The following is a 12,826-nucleotide window of genomic DNA, read 5'->3' on the forward strand; positions in this document are numbered from 1 at the left end:
AAGACGGCGCGGAGCCAATGCCCCTGCGCCGAAACGGCGCGCGCCGGGTTTTCGCACGCGGTTCCGACGCGCCATCTCCCCCTCCTGAAGACTCAGGCGCTCACTCGATCTGCAGCCGCTTCTGTTCGGCGGGCGCCTTTTTCGGCAGCGTGAGCGAAAGCACGCCGTCCTGATACTGCGCATTGGCGCTGCTCTCGTCGATATCGCTCGTGAGCGAGAACGTGCGCGCGAAAGAGCCGCTATAACGTTCGCGACGAATCACGCGCTCGCCGTCTTTCTGCTCTGTCTTGCGGTCGACCTTCGCGTGAATCGAAACCACATTCCCGTCGATTTTTACGTCGATGTCCTTCTTGTCCACGCCCGGCAACTCAGCCTTCACCGTGTAGGCCTTCTCGGTCTCCGTGACGTCGAGCTTCATGCTCGAAAGTTCGGTTTCCTCGGCGGCGAGCATGCCGCGCATCGGCCGGAACAGCCCCTGGAAGAGGTCCGAAACAGGCTCCATGGAAAACGGGTCATAACGTGTCAGATTGCTCATTGCATTGCCTCCTTTAGGCCATCGCGGCGCACGAACCCTGCGTTGAGTCGCGCCATATCCAATCTAGGCAGCGACGGCGTTTTCCGGTTGATCTGCCTCAATACCTCCTCGTTCCGACAGCCGCGCGCGCCCTGTTCGCCTCAATAAAATGATTGATTCAAATCAAGCGCGAGAAGTCCTGCGTTCTTAGACTCGAATCACTTTCTCCGCCCCGCAGGGCGGTGTGACCAACCCGTTCGCTGGAGAACGCGATGAGCTACAAGACTGTCATGGTGCACATGGATACGAGCGCGCGCGCCAGTGCGCGACTCTCGCTGGCGCTGAGGCTGGCGCGCACCTTTGGTGCGCATGTGGATGGACTGTTCGCGATGTTCGAGCCGCGCCCGCGCGAGTTTTACGTGATGGCCGGCACCGCCGACTACTACGACACACACCGCAGACTGCGCCATGAACAGCGCGGCGCGATCGAACGGCTCTTTCGCGCGGAACTGGCGCGCGCGCAGGTCGAAGGCGCCTGGATTGCGCCGGAAGGCGACCCGGTCGCAGCGGTCATGCAGCGCAGCCGGACCGCCGACCTGACGATACTCGGGCAAACCAGTCTGGACGATCCGGAATCCTATATTGCGGAACATTTCCCGGAAACTGTCGTGCTGGGAGCGGGCGGCCCCGTGCTGATTTTGCCGTACACCGGCACTTTCGAGTCCATCGGCGAGCGCGTGCTCGTGGCCTGGAACGGCAGCCGCGAGGCCACGCGCGCGGTTCACGACGCGATGCCGTTCATCACGCGAGCGGCCCGCGTGACTATCGTCGCCGCCTCCACGAGCTTTACGCCGGCCGAATCACAGGCGGCGTGCGCCGACCTCGCGGCCATGCTCGCGCGCCACGGCGCGACGACAGTCGACATCACCCGCTTTGACCGTCTTGCGGCTGAATCCACAGGCGACGCGCTGCTCAGTTACGCGGCCGACGGTGACTACGACCTGCTCGTCATGGGCGCGTACGGCCACGCACGGCTCCAGGAGCTGGTCCTCGGCGGCGCCACGCGTTCGGTCCTTGCCACGATGACGCTGCCGGTGCTCATGTCTCACTGACGAACGCAGTCTGCAACCGTGCCGCCACGTCTTTCCCACGTCAGCTTCAACACAGGAGATCCGCCATGTACTCGCGCATTATGATCGCCCTTGACGGCAGCACGACTGCCTCGCACGCCTTCGACGCCGCGATCAGACTCGCGCACGATACGGGTGCCGAGTTGCAGGCGGTTTATGTGATCGACCTGCCGGTCATCGCCTACGACGTGCCGGGCTACGACCCCTCGATCGTGCGAGACGCGTACCTGGAGGAAGGCCGCGTGATTTGCGCGGAAGCCGGGACGCGTATGGCGCATCAAGGCGTGAAAGGCACGACACGTACAGTCGAAGTCGAACTGCCTGCGGAAGACGTCGCGGATTGCATTGAACACGCCGCCGCCGACTGGCATGCCGATCTCATCGTCATGGGCACGCACGGGCGCCGCGGCGTGCGCCGCCTCGTGCTAGGCAGCGTTGCGGAGCGCGTGCTCCGATGCGCGCGCTGCCCTGTGTTACTCGTGCCTGCACGTGCGGTTTCGTCTGGACAGAAAACACCGGCGCAGCACGAGGCACACGTACCCGCGTGACGGAGAACACGAGGGCGAACACAAGAGCAAACCAAATAGCAAACAAGAGGCTGGGCTCCTTTTCCGAACCCAGCCTTCGCCAGCATCGACCACACTTCCACTTCTTACATCGGCGTGAAGACCACCGGGTAGCCGAGATGGTCTTCAATACCTCTCACGCCAGGCACGCGCTGCGCCGAAACGAGAATCGCCTTGCGCTCCTCCTCTGAGTTCACCGTGCCCCAGAAGTGAACGATCCCTTCCTTGACCACGACGCTCTCCGCTTCCATCGCCCAGCGATGGCCGTCCAGCGCGCGCAGCACGTTGCGATGGATGGCCTCGTCCGAAGCAACCGCGGCCGGATCGTGTTCAATGGAGCTCGCCAGCGCACGCACCAGATTCGCTCGACTCACGATGCCTACGAGTTTGCCTTGTGTCAGTACCGGAACCCGTTTGATATGGTGGCGTTCGAGCAGGTCGGCAACCTCGCCCAGGGTCGCCGATGGTGCAACCGAAACGACATTGCACGTCATGACGTCGCTGACCTCGGCGGCGTTTTCCTTGAGGTACTCGCCCGCGAGCTTGCGCGTCGAATGAAGGAACTCACTCAACCAGCTACGCTGCGGCTTGCCGGTTCCCGTTTCCACGCGATGCAGAAGATCGTTTTCGCTGAGAATGCCGACCAAGGCTCCGTTATCGTCGACGACCGGGATGCCGCTAATATGGTGCTCGGCGAGCAGCGTCGCCGCCTCGAGAATTGACGCGTTGGGCCGCACAGTGATGACGTCCCTCGTCATGATGTCCGATGCTTGCATGTGTTCCTCCGTTAAGGGCTAATGCCCCGATGTGAATCAATCTAGAGCTTGCAGCGACGCACGCAGTGACTTGTGTCACACGCGCGTTCACCGTGCACGGCCCGTCCCTACTTCGTTTGAATCTGCGTACATGCGGAAATAGCCGCTGTGAAGCATGACCGCCTCGGAGTGGGTCGCTTCGATCAGGCGAGCGGCGGCCTTTTCGATCGCGGCCCGATGTGCAAGGAACGCGCCGCGCAAATCCGTTTCGCGCAGGGAGGCCGCGCCGAAGTGATCTTCGAGCGCCTCGGCCGTAATCGCGCATTGGATGGGCGTGTCCCCCGCGGTGGCCGGAAAGGTCAGCGCGAGCCGGTTTGCGTCATAGTCAGGCGACCGGTCAGAAAAGGTGATGTTCACGCTGTTCGACTCCTTCGCAGGACCTTTAGTGAATGAGCTAGATCGTCACGTAGCCCTGGAAGGACCAGGGCAACGCCATGTGCAAGACATCCGAGGTAGCGGGCGTGTGGGCTATGCTGCTGCCGTAAAAGCCAGGCGCCCCATCGGCCGAAAAAACCGGCACGAACGAGAGCGAATCGTTGATCGTGATAAGGAAGTCGGGGTTGTAGCATGACGGCGCAAAAATCCTCACCGATTCGAAGAAGTCAGCGCCATCCGCATTGCGCGCCCATCCTATCGTTTGCGAAGACGTAGGAATGCGCATCTCGTAGTACGCCGGCAACTCGACGGTCTGCTCGCCGCGGGTAATCCGGCTTGCCGGCCGGAAAATCAATGTCGCCCCCGGATACGGCAGGCAGCGCGGCAATTGCGGTATCGGCCCCTCGGGCCCGAGCCGCAGAGGCGGCCACGCCGCGAGCGAAAGGTACAGCTCGGGCGTGTGTTGAGCGAAGTAATCAGCGAGCCAGTTCATTGCTATCTCCTTGCGTCGGACTGTTTGACGTGTCGCCTCAGTCCCCATCTCCATACCAGTTGCGAATTGCGGCCCAGACTTCCTCGGCCGATTCGCAGAAGCGAAAGAGCGCGAGATCGTCAGGGTCGATCATGCCGGCCTCGGCCATTGCGGCGAAGTCGATTATGCTGCGCCACCACGTTTCACCTACGAGGAGCACGGGAAATGGCGCGATCTTGCCCGTTTGCAGAAGTGTGAGGACTTCGAATAATTCGTCGCAGGTACCGTATCCGCCGGGAAAGAACACCGCCGCCTTGGCGCGCTCCAGCAGGTGAAGTTTGCGGATGGCGAAGTAGTGAAAGCGGAAGCACAGGTCCGGTGTCAAATACGGGTTTGGATACTGCTCTCTCGGCAACGTGATGTTCATGCCCACCGTGGGCGCGCCCGCATCGAATGCGCCACGGTTGGCCGCCTCCATGATGCCCGGACCGCCACCCGTCACGACCGTGAGCCTGGGGAGCTTGCCTGTGCCTCGCGCGTGGCCGATCAGCGCGCCCAGCTTGCGCGCCACGTCATAGTAGATGCTGCGCTGAAGCAGTGCTTGCGCCACAAGCAGTTCGCGCTGCGCTTGAGCGCCGGTGTCGACCTGCGCGAGACGGCGCGTGGCTGCGAGACGCCTGCGCGCCCGCGCCGGGCTCGTGACGCGCGTGCTTCCGTAGACGACCACCGTATGAGCGATGCCGAGGTGCTGCAAGCGCTCTTCGGTTTTCCAGTAGTCGAGCTGAAGCCGCACGCCGCACATTTCGGGCCGCCGCAGAAACGCCGCGTCCTCGTCGGCCTGGACGTAACTCTGGCTTTCGATCAGTTGCCGCACACGCGGCGCTAGCCGCAACGCTTGCTCGCCTGCCTGGTGCCGCTCGCGTTGCGACGGCCGCGCTCCGGCATGGTCGACGCGCACGGTGGTGGAAAGCCCCCGGATGTCCATGGCCCGTTACATCTCGATGATGACTTTCAGCGCTTGCGTACTCGCCGCGTGCGAAAACGTCTCGTAGGCCTTGAGCACATCGTCGAACACAAAACGATGCGTAATCAGCCGGCTCGGATCGATCCGCCCGGCGCACACGGTCTTGAGCAGCATGGGTGTGCTGACGGTATCGACGAGACGCGTCGTGATCGCCACGTTGCGGTCCCACAACTTGTCGAGAAAGATCGACGCCGGCACGCCATGCACGCCGATGTTCGCAATCACGCCGCCCGGTGCGACGAGTTGCTCGCACAGTTCGAACGTCGCGGGCACGCCGACGGCCTCCACGGCGCAGTCCACGCCGACACCGTCAGTGAGCTTCATCACTGCTTCGACAGCGTCGGTGGCGCGCGAGTCGATGCACGCCGTAGCGCCGAATTTCTTCGCACATTCCAGGCGGTTGGCGTCCAGGTCGATCATGATGATCTGCGCGGGCGAATAGAACTGGGCGGTCAGCAGCGCCGCGAGTCCGATCGGTCCCGAGCCGACGATGGCGACCGTGCTGCCGGGCTCGACCTTGCCGTTGAGCACTCCGCATTCGAAGCCGGTGGGCAGGATGTCCGAGAGCATCACGAGCGCGGCCTCGTCGAGGCCGGCGGGAATCTTGTAGAGGCTCGTCTGCGCGTGCGGAGTCCGCACATATTCGGCCTGGGTGCCGTCGATGCGGTTGCCGAGGATCCAGCCGCCCGTCTTGCAGTGCGAGTACATGCCGCGGCGGCAGTATGCGCACTGCCCGCAGCTCGAAATGCACGACACGAGCACGTGATCGCCAGCTTTTAGATCCGATACGCCGCTACCCGTTTCGTGCACGATGCCCACGCCTTCGTGGCCGAGAATACGGCCCGGCTCGCAGCTCGGCACGTCGCCCTTGAGAATATGCAGATCGGTCCCGCAGATCGTGGTTTTCGACATCTTGACGATGGCGTCGCCGGGACCCTGCAATGCGGGCATCGGCCGCGTTTCCACCGCAAACTTGCCCGGACCGTTGTAGACCAGTGCTTTCATGTTCTCTCCATAAAGGTTCAGAAACACGCGTGCGCCGTCGCGACCGCCTGCACTTGCAGCGCGAACGCGGCACCGGTTTCATGATGAGCGGCGCCAAGCGTGCGCATTTGACATCGATCAAGCACTTGCCAGCCCCGCAGGCTCAATCGCCAAACGTGCGCGTGTGGTCGTCGTAACTGAACAATCCCGCGTACCGGCCCCAGTCGATCGCGGTCCGCAAGGTCGTTTCGGCGTCGGCGCGATGCAGGTGGTCCTCCAGTTCGAGCTCGAAGCGCGCACGCGGCGCGCGGTGCCCTTCCCGTTCGTCGAGGACCTCGCGAATATGGGCAATGAACGGCACGAACTGCACCACATGCTCGCGAAAAAGCCGTTTGCGCTCGGCGTCGTCTGCGTGCACGAACATGCGCCCCGCCGCCGTGAGCTTGATCGTGTGCTCCTTCAACTCGGCGAACGCCAGCAGATGCAGCGCCGCTGCTACGGGAAAGAGTTCGTCGGGCTTGAGCATCAGCGCCGCGCCCAGCGCCGCCAGCTCCGCGTGGCCATCTTGCGCCGCCGCCGCGAGCGTGTCGACGATACCGACGAGGCGGTGGCTCGAGACAGCCGGCAGCCGCAGCCCAAATGCACCATGAACGGCGCCCTCGCCATTGGCGGATTCGGCAAGGCGAGCCGTCAGGATTCCATACAGCGCGTCCAGGATGGCGCGAAAGGCCGGGTCGAGGCGGTTGCGCGGACGCGGCAACGACACGTTCAGCGTCGCCACGACATGTCCCGGATGGCCGCCCAGCACGTGAATGCGATCGCACATCAGCACCGCCTCCTCGATGTTGTGCGTGACCATGAGCACCGCCTCGATCGGCGTTTGCCGCTGCGTCCAAAGGTCGAGAAAGTCGCTGCGCAGCGTTTCGGCGGTCAGTACGTCGAGCGCAGAAAACGGTTCATCCATGAGCAGTAGCTTCGGCTCGCTCACCAGCGCGCGTGCAAATCCCACACGCTGACGCATGCCGCCCGAGAGTTCGCGCGGAAAAGCGGATTCGAAGCCATCGAGCCCGATCATCTCGATAGCGGACATCGCGCGCTCTCGCACCACGGCGGGCGTGAGCGCCGATGCGTCGAGCCCCAACTCGACGTTGGCGAGCACCGTGAGCCACGGATACAGCGCGAAGGTCTGGAACACGACGGCGATGCCTTCGGCTGGACCCTCGAGCGTCGCGCCCCGGTACAGCACACGGCCGGCCGACGGTCGCGCGAGGCCGGCGGCCACGCGCAAGAGCGTTGACTTGCCCGATCCCGAGCGCCCGAGGAGGCCGAGGATTTCGCCTTCGCGCAGCGTGACGTCGATATCCACGAGTACCGGCAACGGTTCGCCGGAGGGCCGCGCGAACGACATACCCATCTGGGCGAGTTCCAGCACCGGTGCAGCGAGGTCTCGCTGAGACTTGCCGTCGAGCGTCGTTTCGGGGTGTGCGAGAGCGGGCATTGGTGCGTTTTCCATGGCGATGCGTTCAGGCGAGCCGCGTGCGGCGTTCGGCGAAGGCGTAGAGGGGGCGCCATACGAGTCGGTTGGCGGCGACGACCATGATCGACATGACGGCAATGCCGAGGGCGATGCGCGGGTAGTCGCCCCTTGCCGTCATTTCGGCGATATAGGCGCCGAGGCCGCCCGCACTCAGGTTGGTTGTTCCCCAACTGATCGTTTCCGAGACGATGCTGGCGTTCCACGCACCGCCGCTCGCCGTGATGGCTCCGGTCACGTAATACGGAAAGATGCCGGGCAGCAGCACCTGCAACCACCGCGCTCGCCGCCGCAGGCGCAGGCTCGTGGCCGCCTCGCGTAGATCGGTGGGCAAGGCCGTGGCGCCCGCTATCACGTTGAAGAGGATGTACCACTGCGTGCCGAGGATCATCAGCGGGCACAGCCAGATGTCCGGGGCGAGCCTGAAGCGCACGATGCAGAACGCGACCACGGGAAACAGCAAATTCGCTGGGAAGGCGGCGAGAAATTGCGCGGTCGGCTGTATCCAGGCGGCCAGCCGCGGGCGCAACCCCACCGCCACGCCCACCGGCACCCAGATCACGGAGGCAAGTGCAATCAGCACCGCGACTCGCAGCAGCGTGAGCAAACCGTTGCGCGTCGCGTCCACCACGTCGGCCCATGCAAGAGCCGGCGCGGCGAAGCGCAGCACGGACACGGCTGCGGCGGCAACCGCCGCGGCGCACAGCGCGAACCAGAGCACGTCGCCCGCACGCCGCGAAAGCCGTCCGTTTGCCCACGCGAAGCCGCGCCAATGCGCGTCCGGCGACAGCCGCAGGTGTGCGGCGCGCCCGAGCGCTGCGCCCGCCGGCCGGCATGCGTGCTGCATCCACGGCGAACGATGAAACAGGTCGAGCAGCCAGCTGCGCGGGCACGCCTGAGCCGCGGTGTCACCATAGCGAAAGCGGTCGGACCAGGCCACCAGCGGGCGAAACAGCAACTGGTCGTAAAGCACGATCGCGAGGCTCATGGCGAGTATTGCCCAGCCCACCGCAGCCAGATCGCGCTTCATGATTGCCAGCCCCACCCACGACCCTACGCCTGGCAGCGCCACCTGCACGTCGCCAACCGAGATGGCCTCCGAGGCGACCACGAAGAACCAGCCGCCCGACATCGACATCATCGCGTTCCAGATGAGTCCCGGCATCGCGAACGGCACTTCCAGACGCCAGAAGCGCTGCCAGCCCGAGAGGCGAAAGCTGCGGCTCGCTTCGTCCAGATCGGTCGGCACGGTGCGCAGCGCCTGATAGAAGCTGAACGCCATGTTCCACGCCTGGCTCGTGAAGATCGCGAAGATCGAGGCAAGCTCGGCGCCCAGTACGTTGCCCGGAAAGAGTGACATGAAGAACACCACGGTGAACGACAGATAGCCGAGGATGGGCACCGACTGCAGCACGTCGAGCAGCGGAATGAGAATGCGCTCTGCCCGGCGGCTCCGCGCCGCGAGCGTCGCATACGTGAACGTGAAGACGAACGAGGCGACGAGCGCGATCAGCATGCGCATGACGGTGCGCAGCGTGTAACCGGGCAGTGCCGCAGGCGAAAGCGAGATGGCCGGACCATGGCCGCCCGCGAGTGGCCCCGTCATCTGGCGCGCGCCCTCGCCCAGTACGACAATCGTGCCGAGCACCAGAACCACGGCCGCAACGTCGCGCCAGCCCGGCATGCGCGGATACCAGCGTAGTCCTCTCAGTACTTCGGCATGGTGTTCCACTTCGTTCCTCTGTTCACTTGAGCGCGCTTGATCTCGATCCGTTGGTTCGGCGGCACGTCCCGCCCGCTCATGTTTCGAGCACGTATTCGCCCGGAGCCTGGCCGAGCCCGGCCTGCGGCATGCGCGCCGGCACTTCGCCCGTGGAGTGCTCGCGCAGCCAGTCGCGCCAGCAGGTCCACCACGACCCTTCGGTCACGGGCGTATCGCTCATGTACTCATGGCGGCTGCGGTACGGCGCGTCGGGCTCGCGCGTGGCGCACCGGAAGTGACGCCCTGGATGACCCGGCTCGGACACGATGCCGGCGTTGTGCCCGCCCGCCGTGAGCACGAACGTCAGCGCGTTATGCGTGAGCAGATGCAGCTTGTAGACCGAGCGCCACGGCGATACGTGATCGCGCTCGGTACCGACGACGAACATCGGCGCTTCGACGTCCGACAGCGCGATCGGTCGGCCGTCGACGCAATAGCGGCCGGCAGCGAGATCGTTGTCGAGAAAGAGGTGTGTCAGGTATTCGATATGCATGCGGTACGGCATGCGCGTCGTGTCGGCGTTCCACGACATCAGATCGGTGGGCTTCGTGCGCTGGCCAAGCAGGTACTCGCTCATCATGCGCGACCAGATCAGGTCGCGCGCATTCAGCAACTGGAACGCTGCGGACATTTGCGCGCCATCTAGATACCCCTGCCGCCACATCAGCGCATCGAGCGCGGAGAGTTCGCTTGCGTCGATGAACAGTCCGAGTTCGCCGGGCTCGCTGAAGTCGGTGAGCGCGGCAAACAACGTGACGGAGCGCAGCAGGTCCTGCCGGCCGTCGCGCGCCAGCGCGGCCGCACCGATTGCGAGCAGTGTTCCGCCGAGACAATATCCGGCCGCGTGGACCGCCTCGCCGCACCGCGAGCGAACGGCGTCGAGCGCGGCGAAGAAGCCGTCGCGCAGGTAGTCCTCAAGGCCGAGATCGCGCGCCTCGGGGCCGGGGTTGCGCCACGATATCGTGAAAGCCGTGTAGCCCTGCTCCACCAGAAAGCGGATGAGCGAGTCGTGCGGTTGCAGGTCCAGGATGTAGTACTTCATGATCCACGACGGCACGACCAGGATCGGCTCGCGAGCGACGTCGGGCGTCATGGGCGCGTACTGCAGCAGCTCGCACAGAGCGTTGCGCCAGACGACCCGGCCCGGCGTCACCGCAACGTCGCGCCCAGGGAGCCAGGACTGTGCCACGTGCTCACGCGTGCCACGCATCGTGTCGGCCATTGCGGTCGCGTCGTCGAGCCAGTTGCGCATGCCCGCAACAAGGTTGGCACCGCAGTTGCGCAACGTGGCCTGCTGCACGACCGGATTGGTCGCGATGAAGTTGCCGGGCGAACACGCGTCGAGCCACTGGCGCGCCGCGAAGGCGGCGAGTTCCGCGTGGTGCCGCTCGACGCCCGGAACGCCGCTGGTAGCGTCGCGCCACCAGCGCTCGACCGCCAGAAACGCGTCGCGATACATCCGGAATGGCCAGTTCGACCACGCGGCGGCCGTAAAACGAGGGTCGGCATGCCCCGCGTACACCGACGTCTCACCCTCATCCGCATCGTCGCCGGCGCAGCGCGACGCGGCAGGAAACACACCCGCCGCATGCCATGCACGCGTCGCAAGCTCGAAGCATTTTCCGGGCGAGACCGCGAGGTGCCCGGCCCAATCGAGTGTCGCTAGCGCGAGCGCCATCGGCGAAAGGCCGAATGTCGCGGCGGCCAAAGCGGCATGGGCTGCCCGGTTCCACTGATCGGCGGGCGTGAGGTCGGGTCGCCTGTGCTCCGCGGCGCGTTCAGGCGCTTCACGGACTGTGAGGCTCGCATGCAGAGGTTCAGCATCGCTAACGACGGAATCGGTCATGATGAGGGAGCCCTTCGTTCGATACGCCCGCCGTGTGCGGTATGGCCGGCGGCGCAGTCAACCGCATCACTGTGCGTTGGCGGCCCAGGGTGACCATTGATCTGAATCAAGTACACGGAGCGCTGCCCGCCCGTTCAACGAGTCCTCAGTTGCTGCGTTGTGTCGTTGCTTGCGCCTTGCGAACCGCCGTGCCGGGGAGCGAACGCATCACGAAGCCCCTCGAGTTCGCGATGGAGCGCGATGATTTCCGCATGCAGCGCCTTGATATCCCGATGCATCTCGCGCCTGAGCCGCCGCTCTTCCTTGCCGATGAGCCACGCGGCAATGCCGGCGAACGCCAGCGAGAACATGCCGTAGCCGAGCAGCACGACGAACACCGCAAAGATGCGCGACGCGGGTGTGGTCGGCGCGAAATCGCCGTAGCCGACCGTGGCACTGCTTTCGAATGCGAGCCACAACCCTTCGGCGTAGCTATGCACTCGCGGCTCCAGAGCGTAGAACCCGGCGCCGCCAAGCAGCAGAACGATCAAGCCCGCGAGCGGGAGCAGCGCGAGCCGGTTCAGCTCGAAATACGCACTCAGCGCAACGACGATGCGCAGCGCGATCATCGCCATGAATGCGAGCCTGAGCACCCATTCGAGCACAGACCATGGATTCGCTCCGCCGGTCATGCTGACGAGCGCGCCACAGGCAAGCGCCACGTCAAACGCATTGCGATCCAGAAATCGCGCGGGTTTGTGAGTCGACATGGCGGTCCGCGCGATAGCGCCCGCGCAAGCCACGGCCATGCCGCCGTACAGGACCCGCGCGGTCAGCAGCATCCAGCTCGATGTCGAGAGCAGTTCGAGATAGAACGCCGGAATCGCAATCAGGCAGCCCGCAAGCAAAAACCAGCGGGCACGTGACCATGCATGCAGTGCAGCGGCTCCGTCATGTGTATCGACCCCGCCGAGTCCTGCCATGTGCCAGCCGATGCTCAAAACCGCTCCTCAACGAAGCGAAATGGACGATCCGGCTCTTTATAGTCACGCGCTTTATCCCGTTTGGGCAGCTTGACCGGATCACGCGACACCGGTTTGTACGGAATCCTGTGCAGCAGATCGCTGATGATGTTGAGCCGCGCACGCTTCTTGTTGTTCGAGTTCACGACAAACCACGGTGAGAACTCGGTGTCGGTGGCGGCAAACATGTCATCGCGCGCTTTCGAGTAGTCGTACCAGCGCCGGTAGGACTCCAGATCCATCGGCGAAAGCTTCCATATCTTGCGTTCGTCGTGGATGCGCGACTCCAGACGCCGCGTCTGCTCCTCCTGACTCACTTCGAGCCAGTACTTAAGCAGGATCACGCCAGAGTCGATGATGGCCTTTTCGACGAGCGGCACGTCTTTCAGGAACGCACTGACCTGCTCCTGCGTGCAAAATCCCATGACCCGCTCGACGCCGGCGCGGTTGTACCAGCTGCGATCGAATATCACCACCTCGCCCGCGGCCGGCAGGTGTGGCAGATAACGCTGCACGTACATCTGCGATTTTTCGCGCTCCGTAGGCGCCGGCAATGCGACCACGCGGAAGATTCGCGGACTCACACGTTCGGTGATCGCCTTGATGGCACCGCCCTTGCCCGCTCCGTCCCGGCCCTCGAAGACAATACAGATCTTCGCGCCCTCATGCACGACCCACTCCTGCAGCTTCACCAGTTCCACATGCAGTCGCGCGAGCTCCTTCAGGTAGGTACTGTTGCTCAGCTTGCCGCTGTCCTCGTGTTGCTGGCCGGCGGCATGGTCTGCTTTGCGTGAATCTCTCAT

At 64.3% G+C, this 12,826-nt stretch carries 13 protein-coding genes; 2 read left to right on the forward strand and 11 right to left on the reverse strand.

Annotated elements, in window-relative coordinates:
• Positions 1 to 100: 100 nt before the first annotated feature.
• On the reverse strand, positions 101 to 535 hold the full coding sequence (locus tag AB4Y43_RS08850; protein ID WP_368727548.1) for an Hsp20/alpha crystallin family protein: 435 nt from the start codon (positions 533 to 535) through the stop codon (positions 101 to 103).
• Between the two features lie 251 nt (positions 536 to 786).
• Between AB4Y43_RS08850 and AB4Y43_RS08855 the strand changes: the two genes are divergently transcribed.
• Both AB4Y43_RS08855 and AB4Y43_RS08860 read left to right on the forward strand, forming a co-directional pair.
• Entirely contained in the window at positions 787 to 1,626 is an 840-nt protein-coding gene (locus tag AB4Y43_RS08855) for a universal stress protein (protein WP_368727549.1), read from the forward strand.
• A 65-nt stretch (positions 1,627 to 1,691) separates the two neighbouring features.
• Positions 1,692 to 2,192 carry a universal stress protein gene (locus AB4Y43_RS08860; protein WP_368727550.1) on the forward strand — a complete coding sequence of 167 codons (501 nt, stop codon included), beginning with the start codon at positions 1,692 to 1,694 and terminating at the stop codon, positions 2,190 to 2,192.
• Between the two features lie 104 nt (positions 2,193 to 2,296).
• Here AB4Y43_RS08860 and AB4Y43_RS08865 read toward each other — a convergent pair whose 3' ends face one another.
• From AB4Y43_RS08865 to ppk2, 10 genes are all read right to left on the reverse strand, one after another.
• Positions 2,297 to 2,986: a CBS domain-containing protein gene (locus AB4Y43_RS08865; RefSeq protein ID WP_368727551.1), complete on the reverse strand. Its 690-nt coding sequence runs from the start codon at positions 2,984 to 2,986 to the stop codon at positions 2,297 to 2,299.
• An 87-nt stretch (positions 2,987 to 3,073) separates the two neighbouring features.
• On the reverse strand, positions 3,074 to 3,382 hold the full coding sequence (locus tag AB4Y43_RS08870) for a DUF1488 domain-containing protein (RefSeq protein WP_368727552.1): 309 nt from the start codon (positions 3,380 to 3,382) through the stop codon (positions 3,074 to 3,076).
• A 37-nt stretch (positions 3,383 to 3,419) separates the two neighbouring features.
• A complete protein-coding gene (locus AB4Y43_RS08875; RefSeq protein ID WP_368727553.1) occupies positions 3,420 to 3,893 on the reverse strand; it encodes a hypothetical protein in 474 nt (157 codons plus the stop codon).
• A gap of 37 nt (positions 3,894 to 3,930) precedes the next feature.
• Entirely contained in the window at positions 3,931 to 4,857 is a 927-nt protein-coding gene (locus tag AB4Y43_RS08880; protein WP_368727554.1) for a TIGR00730 family Rossman fold protein, read from the reverse strand.
• 6 nt (positions 4,858 to 4,863) lie between these two features.
• Complete coding sequence (locus tag AB4Y43_RS08885; protein ID WP_368727555.1) at positions 4,864 to 5,901, reverse strand: zinc-dependent alcohol dehydrogenase family protein; 1,038 nt, start codon at positions 5,899 to 5,901, stop codon at positions 4,864 to 4,866.
• Positions 5,902 to 6,043: 142 nt separating this feature from the next.
• Complete coding sequence (locus AB4Y43_RS08890) at positions 6,044 to 7,378, reverse strand: nitrate/sulfonate/bicarbonate ABC transporter ATP-binding protein (protein WP_368727556.1); 1,335 nt, start codon at positions 7,376 to 7,378, stop codon at positions 6,044 to 6,046.
• Between the two features lie 25 nt (positions 7,379 to 7,403).
• Complete coding sequence (locus AB4Y43_RS08895; RefSeq protein ID WP_368727557.1) at positions 7,404 to 9,146, reverse strand: ABC transporter permease; 1,743 nt, start codon at positions 9,144 to 9,146, stop codon at positions 7,404 to 7,406.
• Between the two features lie 67 nt (positions 9,147 to 9,213).
• Positions 9,214 to 11,022, reverse strand: coding sequence for a PHA/PHB synthase family protein (locus AB4Y43_RS08900; protein WP_368727558.1), 1,809 nt, complete (start codon positions 11,020 to 11,022; stop codon positions 9,214 to 9,216).
• Positions 11,023 to 11,156: 134 nt separating this feature from the next.
• Complete coding sequence (locus AB4Y43_RS08905) at positions 11,157 to 12,002, reverse strand: potassium channel family protein (protein WP_368727559.1); 846 nt, start codon at positions 12,000 to 12,002, stop codon at positions 11,157 to 11,159.
• Entirely contained in the window at positions 11,999 to 12,826 is an 828-nt protein-coding gene (ppk2, locus tag AB4Y43_RS08910) for a polyphosphate kinase 2 (protein WP_368727560.1), read from the reverse strand. Before ppk2 ends, AB4Y43_RS08905 begins: the two co-directional genes overlap by 4 nt.

Origin of the sequence: Paraburkholderia sp. BR10872 (assembly GCF_040965835.1) — a bacterium.
Classification (GTDB): domain Bacteria; phylum Pseudomonadota; class Gammaproteobacteria; order Burkholderiales; family Burkholderiaceae; genus Paraburkholderia; species Paraburkholderia nodosa_A.